We start from the raw sequence: 15,802 nt of genomic DNA on the forward strand, positions 1-15,802 counted from the left end.
CACCACAGGTCAATGTAGGAGCGGGTTTACCCGCGAATGCGGTGGCGGCTGCGGCGGTGAATGGCCGGTAGAAATTGGCCGGCAGGCCCGGCCCTGTCGCGGCTAAAGCCGCTCCTACAGGGACTCGGGAAGGCTTCAGATTTGCATTACATAGCTGCTCCTGGAAAAAGCAGGCCGGGTAGGGTTTTCAGGAAACGGGTATCCGCGAAACCGCCTTAACCTCCCGCAACGCCAGGCTCGACTGGATCGAGGCAATCCCCGGTTGCCTGCGCAACACCTCTTCGACAAACCGCCCATAACTCTCCAGGTCCGTCGCCAACACTGTCAGCACATAGTCAGCCTCGCCGGTCACCTTGTGGCACGACAGCACCTGCGGCAGCTTGAGGATCACCTGTTCGAACTCATCCGGCGCCTCGGCAGAGTGGTTGCCAAAACGTACCTGGGCAAACGCCATCACGTCGTACCCCAGCTTCCTGCGGTCGAGGTTGGCCTGGTAGTCCTTGATGATACCCAGCTCTTCCAGCCGTTTGCGCCGCCGCCAGCAAGGCGTCACGGTCATCGACAGGCGCTCGCCCAGCGCCGCGCTCGACAGGGTGCCGTCCTCTTGCAGCAGGCGAAGCAGCTCGCGGTCGGTATCGTCCAGTTCTTCGATAGCAAAAGCTTTGCTCATAGGTGGCCAGCCCTGTGAATGTTTTGCTCAAGCATCCGGTTTGACTGAGCATAAAGCAAAGCATTTTCAGCGTTACCTCGCGAAAATTGGTTATCCGGTAACCCTTGAAAAAGGACATTCGCGTGCTGACAGTCTTTAGCAACAACCACCGCTTGCACCATGGCTCGGAACTCAAGGATGGCGCGATAACGCCCTCGTTCGAAAACCCCCAGCGCGCCGATACCGTGCTGGCGCGGGTACAGAGTACCGGCCTGGGTGATGTGATTTCAGAGCAGGCCTTCGACCGCGCCTGCTACGTGGCGGCGCACAGCGAGCGCTACGTGAGCTTCCTGGAAAATGCCTGGTCGGAATGGGCCGCCACCGGCAAGACCCACGACGCCCTGCCACTGGTGTGGCCGGTACGCGACCTGGCCATCGACCGTGAGCCCGGCTTCATCGATGGCAAGCTGGGCTTCTATGCCATGGACGCCGGTGCGCCGATCACCGCGGGTACTTGGGAGGCCGTGCGCAGCAGTGCCAACGTCGCGCTTACCGGCATGCAGCGCATCATCGATGGCGCCGACAGTGCTTTCGCCCTGTGCCGACCGCCGGGGCACCATGCCGCCCGCGAGTACATGGGCGGCTATTGCTACCTGAACAACGCCGCCATTGCTGCCGAGCGCTGCCTGAGCCAGGGTGCCAAGCGCGTGGCCGTGCTGGACGTGGACTTCCACCACGGCAACGGCACGCAGAACATCTTCTACGATCGCCCCGATGTTTTCTTCGCCTCGCTGCATGGCGACCCGCACGTGTCCTACCCGTATTTCTCCGGCTACGCCCATGAGCAGGGCGCGGGGGCGGGCGAAGGCTTCAACGCCAACTACCCACTGGGCAAAGGCACGCTCTGGGCACAGTACCAGCTGGCCCTGCAGGACGCGCTCAAGCGCATCGTCGCGCACCGGCCCGAATTCCTCGTGGTGTCGCTTGGCGTCGACACCTTCGAGGACGACCCGATCAGCCACTTCAAGCTCACCAGCGCGGACTTCCTGCGCATGGGGGCCGAAATCGCCAGTGCCGGTATCCCGACCCTGTTCGTGATGGAGGGCGGCTACATGGTCGATGAAATCGGCATCAATGCGGTGAACACCCTGCAAGGCTTCGAAAACGCACGCTGATCTGCGCGCCAGGCCGTGGCAAGGCTGGCCACGGCGCAGTACGACTAGCAGACCAACAATAACAAGAGGTCGCCCATGCAAGACATGTCCGCAAGCCTTGAGCAAAGCAAACCCGCAGAGCCCGCCCGTGACGGGCACCTGCAACGTACGCTGGAAAACCGTCACATCCAGCTGATTTCCATTGGTGGCGCCATCGGCACCGGCCTGTTCATGGGCTCGGGCAAGGTGATCGCGCTGTCCGGTACCTCGATCCTGCTGGTCTACGCCATCCTTGGCTTCTTCGTGTTCTTCGTCATGCGCGCCATGGGCGAGCTGCTGTTGTCCGACCTGCGCTTCAAGTCGTTCGCCGACATCGTCGCCCATTACCTGGGCCCGCGTGCCGGCTTTGTGCTGAGCTGGTCGTACTGGCTGAGCTGGAGCGTGGCGGTGGTCGGTGACGTGGTGGTGGTGGCCGGGTTCTTCCAGTTCTGGTACCCCGATCTACCTGCCTGGGTGCCGGCGTTCTTCACCCTGTTTGTGCTGTTAGGGTTGAACATGCTGGCGGTGCGGGTTTTCGGCGAGGTGGAGTTCTGGTTCGGCATCATCAAGATCGTTGCCATCGTCCTGCTGATCATCACCGCCGCCGTGATGATCGCCACGTCCTATACCTCGCCCAATGGCGTGGTAGCCTCGCTGTCCAACGTGGTCGCACCCGGCGCGGTGCTGCCGCATGGCATCAGCGGCTTCTTTGCCGGGTTCCAGATTGCCGTGTTCTCGTTCGCCGGTACCGAGTTGATCGGCACCACGGCGGCCGAGGCGAAGAACCCGCATCGCTCGCTGCCCAAGGCGATCAACACCATCCCGCTGCGCATCCTGCTGTTCTACATCCTGGCGCTGGTGTGCATCATCAGCGTGGTGTCGTGGGCCGAAGTGCCAGCCAACCGCAGCCCGTTCGTCGAGCTGTTCCTGCTGGCCGGCTTCCCGGCGGCGGCCGGCATGATCAACTTCGTGGTGCTGACTTCGGCGGCGTCTTCGGCCAACAGTGGGGTGTATTCGGGCTGCCGTATGCTGTTCGGCCTGGCCGAGCGACGCAACGCACCGGGCATCTTCGCCAGGCTGTCGAGCCTCAGCGTGCCGCTGTACAGCTTGTTGTTCTCCGGGGTGTGCATGCTGATCGGCTTGAGCCTGTTGTTCATCATTCCCGAGGTGATGACGGTGTTCACGCTGATTTCGACGGTTTCGGCGATTCTGGTGATCTTCACCTGGTCGATGATCCTGGCTGCGTACCTTGCCTACCGCAAGCGCAACCCGGCCGCGCACCAGGCCTCGCAGTTCAAGTTGCCGGGCGGGGTGGTTACGGCGGTCGTTACCCTGGGCTTTCTCGGTTTCGTGCTAGTGCTGCTGGCGCTGCAACCGGATACCCGGCTGGCGCTGTGCGTGATGCCGTTGTGGTTTGTGTTCCTGTTGCTGGCCTACCGCCGGCGCAGCGAGTCACGCACCTGAGCAAACTACCTGTGGGAGCGGGTTCATCGGGGCGCCGAACCGCCGCGAAGAATCCAACGCGGTGCATGGCACCGGCTTCGCCGGTGTTCGCGGCTAAAGCCGCTCCTACAGGGTACGTGGTTTGTTCATACCGCCTGCTGTTCGATCAACGCCAGGCAACGCTGCACGATCGGGCTCACATCCCCCTTGCGCCGGCTGAGGATGATCGGGCTGACGGCGCCGCTATCCAGCAGGCCGACATACTCGATATCGGTACGGTGCTGCTGTTGCACCGAGGCCGGCACCAGCGTGATGCCGACACCCACCGCCACCAGGCCAATGGCCGTCTGCAATTCATTGGCCCACTGGCTGACGCGAATGCTCATGCCGTGGTGGGCGAACAGCGCCAGTATGTGGTCGGCATAGCTGGGCCGGGGGTTGGCCGGGTAGAGGATGAACGCTTCGCCGGCCAGCTGGGCGAGGCTGAGCGGGCTGCCCGCCAGCGGGTGGCCCTTGGGCAGCACGGCCACCAGCGGGTCCTCGCACAGCACCTGCTGGTGAATGGCCGGGTCGTCGATGCGAATGCGCCCGAAGGCAATATCGATGCGCCCGCTCTTCAGCGCCTCCACCTGCTGCAAGGTGGTCATCTCGCTTAGCCCCAGTTCCAGTTCGCTGTCCTGGCGCAGTTCGCGGATCAGCTCCGGCAGCACCGTATACAAGGTCGAAGGCGCGAAGCCGATGCCCAGCCACTGGCGCTGGCCATGCCCGATGCGGCGGGTGTTGTCGCTGATGTTCTGCAGCTGCTGCAACACGGTGCAAGTCTGCTCGTAGAAGAAGCGCCCGGCCTCGGTCAGCCGCAGCGGGCGCTCGCGCACTACCAGCAAGGTGCCGAGCTGGTCCTCGAGCTGGCTGATCTGCCGGCTCAGCGGTGGCTGGGCAATGTGCAGCAGCTCGGCGGCGCGGGTGAAGTTCAGGGTCTCGGCCAGGACCTTGAAGTAACGCAGGTGGCGCAGCTCCATCAGACCTCCAGGGTATGGTGGGAGATTCATTTGATATTGGACGCCCATCAGGGTCTCGCGCAATCCTTGAACAATCAAGTAAATGCACCATTCGGGCCTGCAACTGGCAGCCCGACCTGACGGGACCTGGCAACAATGACAAGCGCGCTGATTGAACGTATTGATGCAATTATCGTCGACCTGCCGACCATTCGCCCGCACAAGCTGGCGATGCACACCATGCAGCAGCAGACCCTGGTGGTATTGCGCGTACGCTGCAGCGATGGCGTGGAAGGGATCGGCGAGGCCACCACCATCGGTGGCCTGGCCTACGGGTACGAAAGCCCCGAGGGCATCAAGGCCAATATCGACGCGCACCTGGCCCCGGCGCTGATCGGCCTGCCGGCAGACAACATCAACGCCGCCATGCTCAAGCTGGACAAGCTGGCCAAGGGCAATACCTTTGCCAAGTCGGGTATCGAAAGCGCCTTGCTCGATGCCCAGGGCAAGCGCCTGGGCCTGCCAGTCAGCGAACTGCTGGGTGGCCGCGTGCGCGACAGCCTGGAAGTGGCCTGGACCCTGGCCAGCGGCGACACCGCCCGCGACATTGCCGAAGCCCAGCACATGCTGGAAATCCGCCGGCACCGGGTGTTCAAGCTGAAGATCGGCGCCAACCCGGTGGAGCAGGACCTCAAGCACGTGGTGGCAATCAAGCGCGAGCTGGGCGACAGCGCCAGTGTGCGGGTTGACGTCAACCAGTACTGGGACGAGTCCCAGGCCATCCGTGCCTGCCAGGTGCTCGGCGACAATGGCATCGACCTGATCGAACAACCGATTTCGCGCATCAACCGCGGTGGCCAGGTACGCCTGAACCAGCGCAGCCCGGCACCGATCATGGCCGATGAGTCGATCGAGAGTGTTGAAGATGCCTTCAGCCTGGCCGCCGACGGCGCCGCCAGCATCTTCGCCCTGAAAATCGCCAAGAACGGCGGTCCGCGCGCCGTGCTACGTACTGCGCAAATCGCCGAGGCCGCCGGTATCGCCCTGTATGGCGGCACCATGCTCGAAGGCTCGATCGGCACCCTGGCTTCGGCCCATGCCTTCCTTACCTTGCGCCAGCTGACCTGGGGCACCGAGCTGTTCGGGCCGCTGCTGCTGACCGAGGAAATCGTCAACGAGCCGCCGCAGTACCACGACTTCCAGCTGCACATTCCACGTACCCCAGGCCTGGGCCTGACCCTGGACGAACAGCGCCTGGCACGTTTCGCCCGGCACTAAACGCACACACAAAACCCCTGTGGGAGCGGCTTTAGCCGCGAAGCAGGCGACGCGCTGGATGGCACCGGCTTTGCCGGTGTTCGCGGCTGAAGCCGCTCCCACAGTGTCCGAGCCTGAGCAGAGAAAGGAGATATCCGCATGTTGTTCCACGTGAAGATGACCGTGAAACTGCCGGTCGACATGGACCCGGCCAAGGCCGCCAAGCTCAAGGCCGACGAAAAGGAACTGGCCCAGCGCCTTCAACGCGAAGGCACCTGGCGCCACCTGTGGCGCATTGCCGGGCACTACGCCAACTACAGCGTGTTCGATGTGCCGAGCGTCGAGGCGCTGCACGACACCCTGATGCAGCTGCCGCTGTTCCCGTACATGGACATCGAGGTCGACGGCCTGTGCCGGCACCCCTCGTCGATCCACAGCGACGACCGCTGATTAGCACCTGTCTGCCTGACAAGAACAATATGAGGTGAGCACGATGACCGTGAAAATTTCCCACACTGCCGACATTCAAGCCTTCTTCAACCAGGTTGCTGGCCTGGACCACGCCGAAGGCAACCCGCGCTTCAAGCAGATCATCCTGCGTGTGCTGCAAGACACCGCGCGCCTGGTCGAAGACCTGGAAATCACCGAGGACGAGTTCTGGCACGCCATTGATTACCTCAACCGCCTGGGTGGCCGTAACGAGGCCGGTCTGCTGGCTGCCGGCCTGGGTATCGAGCACTTCCTCGACCTGCTGCAGGACGCCAAGGACGCCGAGGCCGGCCTTGGCGGTGGCACCCCGCGCACCATCGAAGGCCCGCTGTACGTTGCCGGGGCGCCGCTGGCGCAAGGCGAAGCTCGCATGGACGATGGCACCGACCCGGGCGTGGTGATGTTCCTCCAGGGCCAGGTGTTCGATGCTGATGGCAAGCCGCTGGCCGGTGCCACCGTCGACCTCTGGCACGCCAACACCCAGGGCACCTATTCGTACTTCGATTCGACCCAGTCCGAATACAACCTGCGCCGCCGCATCATCACCGATGCCGACGGCCGCTACCGCGCGCGCTCGATCGTGCCGTCGGGGTACGGCTGCGACCCGCAGGGCCCGACCCAGGAATGCCTGGACCTGCTCGGCCGCCATGGCCAGCGCCCGGCGCACGTACACTTCTTCATCTCGGCACCGGGGCACCGCCACCTGACTACCCAGATCAACTTCGCCGGTGACCAGTACCTGTGGGATGACTTTGCCTACGCCACCCGTGACGGGTTGATCGGCGACCTGCGCTTTATCGAGGATGCTGCGGCGGCGCACGATCGTGGTGTGCAAGGTGAGCGTTTTGCCGAGCTGGCGTTCGACTTCCACCTGCAGGCGGCCAAGGCGCCAGAGGCCGAGGCGCGTAGCCATCGCCCGCGTGCGTTGCAAGAAGGTTAAGCAACCCCTTGTAGGAGCGGCCTTGTGTCGCGATAGGGCTGCGCAGCAGCCCCGGCTATCGTTGCTGTGACGCGAATGTCTGGGGCCGCTGCGCGGCCCATCGCGACACAAGGCCGCTCCTACAGCTTTTGCGCATGACTTGAGTATTACTTTTTTGCCTGGGCCTTTCCGTGCGGGGAGGGCCTGGGCTTTTTGCTGTCTGCTCTTATAAAGCATCTCGGCTGAGAGGTGCCTGGCACAGCATTTTTATCGCCTGTGAGATCGAGCGCCGCCCGCGCGGCGCTTCGCGGCTAAAGCCGCTCCTACGTTTGTTTCGGGCCAGTCACTCCTGTGAGGTCACCGCTGTCCGCCTTGTGTGTTCCATTCAATATCGAAGGGAACGCCGTTGCTCTTCATCGTTCTCCAGCCAAGCACCAAGGCTGCCACCCACCTGGGACAGGAATAACTGGCCCGAAACAGATGTAGGAGCAGCCTTGTGCTGCGAAGCGCCGCGCGGGCGGCGCTCGATCTGTGCATCAACCAAAATCCCAAACCATACACCCGGAAGCCCTAACCCCACTTCCGCAGCGGGCTTTTTAACGTGAAAATTCAATTGACAATTCACGTAAATAATCGCAAATATCTGTCACCGGCACCCAAAACAAGAGAGACAGATATGCCGCCCCAACCTGCCTTCGCTTCCCTGCGTGGCCGGTGCTTGCCAACGGCCAGCCCTGCCTGCCATCCCCAGCCTTACCACCCGAACCGCGCCTGAGACGGAGAAAATCCATGGATTCGCTTTGCCTGCGTGATGCGCCCGTGTCGGCGCTTGCCTGCGGCCCTGCCTTTGAGGCCTTGCTTGACGGCGTGCGTGATCGTGCCCGCCTCGGCGAGTTCGATCGCCAGCGCCACATTTCCCGCGACGTGATCGATGCGTTCAAGGCCCACGGCGTATACCGCGCCCTGGTGCCCAAGCGCTTCGGTGGGCTGGAATGCTCACCGGCCGCCTTCTGCGAAATGATCGAACGCATCGCCCACGCCGACGGCTCCGCCGGCTGGGTCGCCAGCTTCGGCATGAGCCCGGTGTACCTGGCGGCGCTGCCGCTGGAAACCATCGCCGAGATCTACGGCAACAGCCCCGACACCGTGTTTGCCGGTGGCATCTTCCCGCCACAGCCGGCCGAGACCGTGCCTGGTGGTTTCAAGGTCAACGGCCGCTGGAAGTACTCCAGCGGCTCGATGGGCGCCGACATCGTTGGCGTCGGCATCACCCCGCGCAATGGCGACAAGCTCGACCTGCCGCGCCTGGCAGTGCTGCCACGCAGCCAGGCGCGCATCGAGGAAACCTGGGACACCGTCGGCCTGCTCGGCACTGGCAGCCACGACCTGGTGGTCGAGGATGTGCGGGTCGGCGAGCAGTGGACCTTCGTGCGCGGCGGCAAGCCGAATCTGGACGAGCCGTTCTTCCGCTACCCGTCGCTGTCGTTCGCTACCCAGGTGTTGTCGGTGGTCGGCCTGGGCATCGCCCGCGCTGCGCTGGACGAACTGTCGGGCATGGCCAGCGGGCGTATTTCGGTTACCGGCGCGCCGGCCCTGGCCGACCGGCCGCTGGCCCAGGTCGACGTGGCCAAGGCCGAGGCCGCGCTGCGTTCGGCGCGGGCGTTCTTCTACGAAGCCATCGAGCAGGCCTGGGGCCACGTGCTGGCCGGAGACCCGGTGCCGGTCGAGGTGACCAACCTGCTGCGCCTGTCCTCGACCCATGCCGCCCGCGTCGCCGCCGAAGTGGCGCGCAGCGCGCAGCTGCTGTCGGGCATGACCGGCATCTACAACGAAAGCCCGCTGGCGCGCTGCGTCAATGACGCGCAAGTGGTCACCCAGCACGCCTTCATGGGCGATGTCACCTACCAGAACGCCGGAGCCATGTTCTTCGGCAAGCAGCCCCTGCCGGGCTACCTGTAACCCTCGGGAGATTTGTCATGAGCGACACCAAAGCCTTGCGCGTGCTGTTCTGCATGGGCATCAACCAGAACTTCTTCGATGCCCCGCGCGAAGAGCAGCTGCAAGTGTGGGCCGCCTTCAGCGCCATGTGGAACGGCATCCACGACCTGCCCGGGGTACGCGTGCTGGGCAACATGGACGACGACCAGGCCATGGTCGGGCCGTCCGACGGCTTCCCCTGGACCACCTACCTGCTGGCCGATGTGCCCAACCTCGAAACCGTGCACGCCGCCTGCAACTTGTTCCGCACCACGGCGGTGGGCGAGGGGCCGTACAAGCTGTGGCGCTACGCCAAGGTCGAGGCCCGTGTCGGCCGTGAACTGATCATCCAGCGCGCCTGAGAAGAGGAATAACCCCGTGAGCAACCTGATCCCCGCCATCAACCTGGCAATCGACCCGGCCGAGCTGGTGCAGCACGACCGCGTCCACACCTCCCTGTACACCGACCCGGCGCTGTTCGATGCCGAACTGGAAAAGATCTTCCACAGCACCTGGATCTGGGTCGCCCATGAAAGCGAAATCCCCGAGGCCGGCAGCTACAAGACCACCTACATCGGCAAGCAGCCGGTGATCGTGGTGCGCGACCGCAAGAAGGCCATCAACGTGCTGCTCAACCGTTGCCGCCACCGTGGCGCCACCGTGTGCGAGCACAAGAAGGGCAAGACCAATAGCTTCGTCTGCCCGTACCACGGCTGGGGCTATGCCCTCGACGGCTCGCTGCGCGGCATCCCGCACCCGGAAAGCTACGGCGACTGCATCGACAAGGCCGAACTGCCGCTGGTCAGCCTGCGCACCGAAAGCTACGCCGGCATGGTCTTCGCCACCTTCAAGGATGACATCGAACCGCTGGAAGACTTCCTTGGCGCGGCGAAGAAGTGGATGGACCTGTTCATGAAGCAGGGCGCCGGCTATGGCATCAAGGTGCCGGGCGAACACCGCTTCCGCTTCCCCGGCAACTGGAAGATCCAGCTGGAAAACACCACCGACGCCTACCACTTCCCGCTGGTGCACAAAAGCTTCCTGTCCTCGGTCGACGAGCAGACCCTGGAGCTGTTCGACTTTGTCAAAGGCCCCGGCTACGTCGAGGACCTGGGCAACGGCCACAGCGTAATGGTGATGATCCCCGAACTGGTCGACCTGGAAGCCGACCTCGACAAACCAATCCCGGAGCGCTTCGAAAGCCTGGCCGCCGAGCTGCGTGACGAAGGCATCGACGAGCAGCAGGTACGCCGTATCGTCCGCGCAGTCGGTGGTTCGGGCTTCAACCTCAACCTGTTCCCCAACGTTGCCTGCTCGATGGCGTTCTTCCGCGTGCTGCAGCCGATTTCGGTCACTGAAACCGAAATCCACCACGCGGTGATCACCATGGACGGCGGCCCAGCGGCGGCCAACCGCTACCGCCTGCGCCTGCACGAGCACTTCCAGGGGCCGATGGGTTTCGGCACGCCGGACGACTCTGAAGCCTGGGAGCGCGTACAGAAGGGCGCCCGCGCCGGTGAGGACCTGTGGATCATGCTCAACCGTGGCCTGCCGGGCGAGAAACCCAGCGCCGATGGCCTGATTTCCGACGTCAGCGCCGAGACCGGCATGCGCGCGGCGTACCAGCAGTGGAAGAAGATGATGACCGCGGAGGCCAAATGATGAACCTGAATCTGTTCAATGAAGTGACCGCGTTCATCTGGCAGGAAGGCGACATGCTCGACCATGGCGAGTACGACGCCTGGTTGAACCTGTGGACCGAGAAGGGCACGTACATCATCCCGATCGATCCGAAGGAAACCGACTACGAGAACACCCTCAACTACGCCTATGACGACCACCACATGCGTGGCCTGCGCGTGCAGCGGCTGATCGGTGGCGAGTCGATCTCCACCAGCCCGCAGCCGCGTACCGTGCGCAGCATTTCGCGTATCCGCGTGCTGGCTGACGACGGTGTCAACGTCACTGTGCGCGCCGCGCAGAACGTGCGCGAGTTCCGCAAGGAAAGCCTCAAGCACTACAGCGCCGACCTTTTCTACACCTTGGTGCGTGCCGAGGGCGGGTTCAGGATCCACCGCAAGGTGATCAGCCTGATCAACAGCGACGATACCCTCGCCGGTATCGGCTACATCCTCTGAGGGCCGGGCCATGAACCAAGTCGCATTGGTAACCGGTGCCGGCCAAGGCCTGGGGCAGCGCTTCTGCGCCCGGCTGCTGGCTGCAGGCTTTGACGTGGTGGTGTCGGACCGCGACCTGGGCCAGGCCCAGGCTGCCGCCGAACAGCTGCAAGGGCAGGGTGGGCGTACCTTGGCGGTAAAGCTTGATGTCGGCAGCAAGGCCGATTTCGAGCAGGCCCTGGCCCAGGTACTGGAGCACTTCGGTGCCTTGCACGTAGTGGTGAACAACGCCGCTGTGACCAAGACCACGCCACTGATGCAAATCAGCCCGGAAGAGTTCGACGCCGTGGTCGGCCTTAACCTGCGCAGCGTGTTCCTCGGCTGCCAGGTGTTCGGCGCGTACCTGGCCGAGGCCGGCTATGGGCGGATCATCAACATGGCCTCGCTGGCCGGGCAAAACGGCGGCACCGCCACCGGCGCGCACTACGCGGCGAGCAAGGGCGCCATCGTCACCCTGACCAAGGTCTTCGCCAAGGAATTCGCCGCCCGTGGCGTCACCGTCAATGCCATTGCCCCCGGCCCGATCGACTCGCCGGCGGTGCATGCCGCAGTACCGGCCGAACGCCTGCCGGGCCTGCTGGCCAACATTCCGGTACAGCGCCTGGGTGATGCCGACTTCCTCGGCGACCTGATCGTGCAGCTGGCACGGCCTGAGGCCTATTTCACCACCGGGGCGACCTGGGACGTGAACGGCGGCCTGTTCATGCGTTGACATTCACGGGGCGCCCACGCGCGCCCCTGGCTACTACAGGACACCGAGCATGAATGAACAATTGTTGAACGTAGTCGTGCGCAAGCGCGAAATCCAAGGGGCCGACGTGGTCGTGCTCGACCTGGGGCGTGCCGACGGCGCCGCCTTGCCCGCTTTCGAGGCCGGTGCACACGTGGATATCCACGTAGCGCCAGGCCTGGTGCGCCAGTATTCGCTGTGCAGCGACCCGGCCGATGCCACGGTTTACCGCCTGGGCGTATTGAAGGACCCGGCTTCCCGTGGCGGCTCGCTGGGTGTGCATGAGGCGTTGGTGGAAGGGCGCGAGGTGCAGATCAGCACGCCGCGCAACCTGTTCCCGCTGGCAGCCGATGCCACCCGCTCGATCCTGCTGGGCGGCGGCATCGGCATTACGCCGATGATCGCCATGGCCCATGCCCTGCACCAGCAGGGCGCCGATTTCGAGCTGCATTACTGCGGGCGTTCACGCAGCCGCAGTGCCTTTCTCGACGCGCTGGCCAAGGCGCCGTTCGCGGCACGGGTGGTTACCCATTTCGATGATGAGGATGCCGCCCAGCGCCTGAACCTGGCGGACGTGCTTGGCGCTGGCGTAGCCGGTACGCATATGTACACCTGCGGCCCGTCGGGGTTCATGGACTGGGTAATCGCTGGCGCCCGCCAGCAGGGCTACGCCGAGGACCACATCCACAAGGAGTACTTCCAGGTCGAGGTCGACGCCACTGGCCAAGGCTTCGAAGTGGTCGCTGCGCGCAGCAACAAAACCGTGCAGGTCGCCGAGGGCCAGACCATCCTCGATGCCCTGGCGCAGGTGGGCATCCGCATCGACATTTCCTGCGAGCAGGGGGTGTGCGGCACTTGCATGTGCGAAGTGCTGGAGGGCGAGCCGGACCACCGCGATGTGTACCTGACCGATGAAGAAAAGGCCGCGAACGACCAGATCCTGGTGTGCTGCTCGCGGGCCAAGTCGAACAAGCTGGTGCTGGATATCTGAGGAGCATGACCATGGTAGAGGTAACCCGTTTTCGCAATGCGATGGCCCTGCTCGGTGGCGCCGTCTCGGTCATCACCACCGATGGCCCTGCCGGGCGCTTCGGTTTCACGGCTTCGGCGGTGTGCAGCGTGACCGACTCACCGCCCACCTTGCTGGTGTGCATGAACCGCGCTTCGTATTCCAACGAGCAGTTCAAGGCCAACGGCGCGCTGTGCGTGAACGTGCTGGCCGGCACCCACCAGGAGTTGTCCGGGGCTTTCGCCAACCGCAACCTGAGCATGGAAGAGCGCTTTGCCTCGACCTTGTGGACGGTGCTGGAGAGCGGCGCGCCGGTGATGCAGGAGGCGCTGGTGAACTTCGACTGCCGCATTGCCCAGGTGCATGAAGTGGGCTCGCACAGCATCTTCTACTGCGAGATCCAGGATATCCGCCAGGGTGGTGCGGATGACGGGCTGGTGTATTTCAACCGGGCTTATCACCGGGTGTGCGAAGGCTCCAAGGCCTGCTGACCGCGTACCTGTGTAGGAGCAGCCTTGTGCTGCGAAAGGGCCGGTTGCGACAACACATCTGCTGTGGCGGTACTGGCCCTTTCGCAGCACAAGGCTGCTCCTACAAGGGCGTGAAAAGCCTGTTTAGAAGGTATCCAGGTTATGGAAAACCACTTCGAGCATCTTGTTCAACCGCTGCACCTGCGCCTCGGTCAGCCCCTTGAAGCTGCGCTGGAACAGGTCGCGGGTCACATCCTGCATGCGCGCGATGCTCTGCAAGCCGGCCTCGGTGATGCGCACCTGGGTCACGCGGCCGTCCTCAGGGCTGGGCGCGGTGTCGACCAGGCCATCGTCCTTCATGCGGTAGACGATCTTGGTGATGGTCGACAGCTTGGCAATGGCATGGGTGGAGATTTCTGAAATGCTCGATTCACCGTTCTCGTTGAGGATCCACAGCACGCGCCAGCGCGGCACGTCGAGGTCGATCTTCTTCAGCAGGCGCTCCATGTTCTGGGTATAGCGGCCGTGTACACGGGCCAGCCAGTAGAAGGGGAAATCTTCCTTGCGAAATTCATCGCTGGCCGGGTCGTGGTGGCTATGGCTTTTGCTCTTCGAGGTGCTCATCGCTTCACTACTAGTGCGGAAATAGTCGCGACATCATAGACGTTTCCGCGCATTTGGCTATAACCAAGCCGCGCCGGATTGCTGGAATGTTCAGTTGACATTTCAAGTATTTGGCGCGCATCCATTTTTCAAAGGGTGGCATGACAATGACAATAATCGTAGAAACCCTCGACCTGGGTGGCAGCGGCCCGCGGGTCGCCATCAAGGACACCATCGACGTCGCCGGTACTGCGACACGTGCCTCCAGCCAGGCGCTGGAGGATGCGCCGTTGGCCGAGCAGCATGCCGAGGTGGTCAGCCACCTGCTGGCCGCCGGTGCACGGCTGACCGCCAAGGTCGGCCTGCACGAGCTGGCCTTCGGCACCACCGGCATCAACCGCCACACCGGCACGGCGGCCAACCCGCGCTTCCCGGGGCGCATTCCCGGTGGCTCGTCCAGTGGCTCGGCCGCCGCCGTGGCGGCAGGCCTGGTCGATTTCAGCCTGGGCACCGACACCGGTGGCTCGGTACGCGTACCGGCCTGTTGCTGTGGAGTGTTTGGCCTCAAGCCGACCTTTGGCCGGGTCAGCCGCCAAGGAGTGATGCCGGCCTACAGTAGCCTCGACTGCGTTGGCCCGTTCGCCGCGAGCCTGCCGATGCTGGTGCGCGCCATGGGCATGATCGACCCCACTTTCGTCCCCGCCCAGGTGCCAGCCAAGGCGCGCATCGGTGTGCTGCGGGTGACCGCCGAGGCGGGCATCCACAAGGCGGTGCACGGTGCACTCAGCGCCAGTGGGCTGGCGCTGGGCAATGTCGAACTCAAGCACTTTGGCGCTGCCTATGAGGCAGGCATGGTGGTGATCAACTGCGAAACCTTCCAGGCCTGCGGCCATCTGCTGGAAACCGGCAAGGTTGGCAGCGACATCGCCGGGCGCCTGGCCGCAGCCGGGCAGACCAGTGACGCGGCGCTGGCCGAGGCGGAGGCTGTGCGCCAACGCTTTACCGACGAGGTCGATCAAGCCCTGGCTCAATACGATGTGCTGGCATTGCCGACCATGCCGGACTTCCCGCTGCGCCTGGAGGAGGCCAGCGACACCCGCGCGGTGCTGGGCATGACCTCGCTGGTGCGGCCGTTCAACCTGTCCGGGCACCCGGCGCTGAGTATTCCGCTGGGCAGCGAAGCCGGCCTGCCGGTGGGCCTGCAACTGGTGGCGGCCAAAGGTGCCGACGAGAAGCTGCTGGCAGTGGCCGAGCGCTTGCTGATCAACCTGTATGGCGGCACCGGGGGCAGCAATGACTGATGTGCTTGAGTTGCAGGCCCGCCTGCAGGTGTTTGAGCACCAGCAGGCCGTTCGCGTATGCATCAATCGCTACATGGAACTGTGTGACCAACTGGATGCCGACACGCCGCTGGATGAGCTGGCCGGGTTGTTCACCCATGATGCCGTGTGGGAGGGCAAGGGCGCCCGCTATGCCGCCAGCTTCGGCGGCTACCGTGGCCGCGAGGCGATTCGGACAATGTTCGCCACCTACATGAAAACCCCGGCGCACTTTGCCTTGAACGTGCATTTCCTCACCAGCGAGGTGATCGAGATGGACGGCGAGCAGGGGCTGGGGCGCTGGGTGATGTTGCAGACCAGCACTTTTGCCGATGGTGCCTCGCACCTGAATGCTGCGCGGCTGACGGTGCGGTTTGCGCTGGAGGAGGGGCGCTGGCGCATGGCGCTTTTCCAGACCGAGAACCAGTTCAGCCGGCCGGTCAGCGCGTGGAATTCTGAGGCGCCTTTACCGGTCCCCACTAACTAAGCCATGACGCGGTCTCTGTAGGAGCGGCCTTGTGTCGCGATCGGGCCGCGGAGCGGCCCCAGCAATTCATGCATCATGGCTG

Annotated in this window: 17 protein-coding genes; 14 read left to right on the plus strand and 3 right to left on the minus strand. The window is 63.9% G+C overall.

Annotated features, from left to right (window positions below; translation table 11 throughout):
- Positions 1–187: 187 nt before the first annotated feature.
- A complete protein-coding gene (locus tag ACIP1G_RS15735) occupies positions 188–670 on the minus strand; it encodes an Lrp/AsnC family transcriptional regulator (protein ID WP_400738613.1) in 483 nt (160 codons plus the stop codon).
- A gap of 122 nt (positions 671–792) precedes the next feature.
- Between ACIP1G_RS15735 and ACIP1G_RS15740 the strand changes: the two genes are divergently transcribed.
- Together ACIP1G_RS15740 and ACIP1G_RS15745 are read left to right on the plus strand one after the other, a co-directional pair.
- Positions 793–1,824 (plus strand): histone deacetylase family protein, encoded by a 1,032-nt coding sequence (locus ACIP1G_RS15740; RefSeq protein WP_400738615.1) that lies wholly within the window; start codon positions 793–795, stop codon positions 1,822–1,824.
- Between the two features lie 75 nt (positions 1,825–1,899).
- Positions 1,900–3,306, plus strand: coding sequence for an amino acid permease (locus ACIP1G_RS15745; protein ID WP_400738617.1), 1,407 nt, complete (start codon positions 1,900–1,902; stop codon positions 3,304–3,306).
- Positions 3,307–3,431: 125 nt separating this feature from the next.
- Here ACIP1G_RS15745 and catR read toward each other — a convergent pair whose 3' ends face one another.
- Positions 3,432–4,304, minus strand: coding sequence for an HTH-type transcriptional regulator CatR (gene catR / locus ACIP1G_RS15750; RefSeq protein ID WP_400738620.1), 873 nt, complete (start codon positions 4,302–4,304; stop codon positions 3,432–3,434).
- Between the two features lie 135 nt (positions 4,305–4,439).
- Here catR and ACIP1G_RS15755 point away from each other — a divergent pair, with 135 nt between their 5' ends.
- From ACIP1G_RS15755 to ACIP1G_RS15800, 10 genes are all read left to right on the plus strand, one after another.
- Entirely contained in the window at positions 4,440–5,561 is a 1,122-nt protein-coding gene (locus tag ACIP1G_RS15755) for a muconate cycloisomerase family protein (RefSeq protein ID WP_400738623.1), read from the plus strand.
- A 138-nt stretch (positions 5,562–5,699) separates the two neighbouring features.
- Positions 5,700–5,990, plus strand: a complete 291-nt coding sequence (catC, locus tag ACIP1G_RS15760; protein ID WP_252459797.1) for a muconolactone Delta-isomerase — start codon at positions 5,700–5,702, stop codon at positions 5,988–5,990.
- A gap of 43 nt (positions 5,991–6,033) precedes the next feature.
- Positions 6,034–6,969: a catechol 1,2-dioxygenase gene (catA, locus tag ACIP1G_RS15765; RefSeq protein WP_400738627.1), complete on the plus strand. Its 936-nt coding sequence runs from the start codon at positions 6,034–6,036 to the stop codon at positions 6,967–6,969.
- Positions 6,970–7,737: 768 nt separating this feature from the next.
- Positions 7,738–8,907, plus strand: coding sequence for an indole-3-acetate monooxygenase (gene iacA, locus ACIP1G_RS15770; RefSeq protein ID WP_400738630.1), 1,170 nt, complete (start codon positions 7,738–7,740; stop codon positions 8,905–8,907).
- Positions 8,908–8,924: 17 nt separating this feature from the next.
- Positions 8,925–9,287 (plus strand): IacB protein, encoded by a 363-nt coding sequence (locus ACIP1G_RS15775; protein ID WP_400738633.1) that lies wholly within the window; start codon positions 8,925–8,927, stop codon positions 9,285–9,287.
- Between the two features lie 16 nt (positions 9,288–9,303).
- Positions 9,304–10,587: a Rieske 2Fe-2S domain-containing protein gene (locus tag ACIP1G_RS15780; protein WP_400738636.1), complete on the plus strand. Its 1,284-nt coding sequence runs from the start codon at positions 9,304–9,306 to the stop codon at positions 10,585–10,587.
- Positions 10,587–11,063, plus strand: a complete 477-nt coding sequence (locus ACIP1G_RS15785; protein WP_400738737.1) for an aromatic-ring-hydroxylating dioxygenase subunit beta — start codon at positions 10,587–10,589, stop codon at positions 11,061–11,063. The genes ACIP1G_RS15780 and ACIP1G_RS15785 overlap by 1 nt, the downstream gene beginning before the upstream one ends.
- A gap of 10 nt (positions 11,064–11,073) precedes the next feature.
- On the plus strand, positions 11,074–11,814 hold the full coding sequence (locus ACIP1G_RS15790; RefSeq protein WP_400738639.1) for an SDR family NAD(P)-dependent oxidoreductase: 741 nt from the start codon (positions 11,074–11,076) through the stop codon (positions 11,812–11,814).
- Positions 11,815–11,863: 49 nt separating this feature from the next.
- Complete coding sequence (locus tag ACIP1G_RS15795; RefSeq protein WP_400738642.1) at positions 11,864–12,823, plus strand: PDR/VanB family oxidoreductase; 960 nt, start codon at positions 11,864–11,866, stop codon at positions 12,821–12,823.
- An 11-nt stretch (positions 12,824–12,834) separates the two neighbouring features.
- Positions 12,835–13,332: a flavin reductase gene (locus ACIP1G_RS15800; protein WP_400738644.1), complete on the plus strand. Its 498-nt coding sequence runs from the start codon at positions 12,835–12,837 to the stop codon at positions 13,330–13,332.
- A gap of 123 nt (positions 13,333–13,455) precedes the next feature.
- Here ACIP1G_RS15800 and ACIP1G_RS15805 read toward each other — a convergent pair whose 3' ends face one another.
- The gene (locus tag ACIP1G_RS15805; RefSeq protein ID WP_400738647.1) at positions 13,456–13,935 is read right to left on the minus strand and encodes a MarR family winged helix-turn-helix transcriptional regulator; all 480 of its coding nucleotides are present in this window, start codon (positions 13,933–13,935) and stop codon (positions 13,456–13,458) included.
- Between the two features lie 146 nt (positions 13,936–14,081).
- Here ACIP1G_RS15805 and ACIP1G_RS15810 point away from each other — a divergent pair, with 146 nt between their 5' ends.
- Both ACIP1G_RS15810 and ACIP1G_RS15815 read left to right on the plus strand, forming a co-directional pair.
- Positions 14,082–15,215 (plus strand): amidase, encoded by a 1,134-nt coding sequence (locus ACIP1G_RS15810; protein WP_400738649.1) that lies wholly within the window; start codon positions 14,082–14,084, stop codon positions 15,213–15,215.
- On the plus strand, positions 15,208–15,720 hold the full coding sequence (locus ACIP1G_RS15815; RefSeq protein WP_400738652.1) for a nuclear transport factor 2 family protein: 513 nt from the start codon (positions 15,208–15,210) through the stop codon (positions 15,718–15,720). The genes ACIP1G_RS15810 and ACIP1G_RS15815 overlap by 8 nt, the downstream gene beginning before the upstream one ends.
- Positions 15,721–15,802 lie beyond the last annotated feature (82 nt).

It is taken from the genome of Pseudomonas sp. NPDC089392, assembly GCF_044749595.1.
GTDB lineage: Bacteria > Pseudomonadota > Gammaproteobacteria > Pseudomonadales > Pseudomonadaceae > Aquipseudomonas.

Coding starts and splice junctions, on each gene's coding strand:
- ACIP1G_RS15735 (WP_400738613.1), bottom strand. CDS start 670: ATGAGCAAAGCTTTTGCTATCGAAGAACTGGACGATACCGACCGCGAG.
- ACIP1G_RS15815 (WP_400738652.1), top strand. CDS start 15,208: ATGACTGATGTGCTTGAGTTGCAGGCCCGCCTGCAGGTGTTTGAGCAC.
- catR (WP_400738620.1), bottom strand. CDS start 4,304: ATGGAGCTGCGCCACCTGCGTTACTTCAAGGTCCTGGCCGAGACCCTG.
- ACIP1G_RS15810 (WP_400738649.1), top strand. CDS start 14,082: ATGACAATAATCGTAGAAACCCTCGACCTGGGTGGCAGCGGCCCGCGG.
- catC (WP_252459797.1), top strand. CDS start 5,700: ATGTTGTTCCACGTGAAGATGACCGTGAAACTGCCGGTCGACATGGAC.
- ACIP1G_RS15795 (WP_400738642.1), top strand. CDS start 11,864: ATGAATGAACAATTGTTGAACGTAGTCGTGCGCAAGCGCGAAATCCAA.
- ACIP1G_RS15790 (WP_400738639.1), top strand. CDS start 11,074: ATGAACCAAGTCGCATTGGTAACCGGTGCCGGCCAAGGCCTGGGGCAG.
- ACIP1G_RS15775 (WP_400738633.1), top strand. CDS start 8,925: ATGAGCGACACCAAAGCCTTGCGCGTGCTGTTCTGCATGGGCATCAAC.
- ACIP1G_RS15800 (WP_400738644.1), top strand. CDS start 12,835: ATGGTAGAGGTAACCCGTTTTCGCAATGCGATGGCCCTGCTCGGTGGC.
- ACIP1G_RS15755 (WP_400738623.1), top strand. CDS start 4,440: ATGACAAGCGCGCTGATTGAACGTATTGATGCAATTATCGTCGACCTG.
- iacA (WP_400738630.1), top strand. CDS start 7,738: ATGGATTCGCTTTGCCTGCGTGATGCGCCCGTGTCGGCGCTTGCCTGC.
- ACIP1G_RS15785 (WP_400738737.1), top strand. CDS start 10,587: ATGAACCTGAATCTGTTCAATGAAGTGACCGCGTTCATCTGGCAGGAA.
- ACIP1G_RS15745 (WP_400738617.1), top strand. CDS start 1,900: ATGCAAGACATGTCCGCAAGCCTTGAGCAAAGCAAACCCGCAGAGCCC.
- ACIP1G_RS15805 (WP_400738647.1), bottom strand. CDS start 13,935: ATGAGCACCTCGAAGAGCAAAAGCCATAGCCACCACGACCCGGCCAGC.
- catA (WP_400738627.1), top strand. CDS start 6,034: ATGACCGTGAAAATTTCCCACACTGCCGACATTCAAGCCTTCTTCAAC.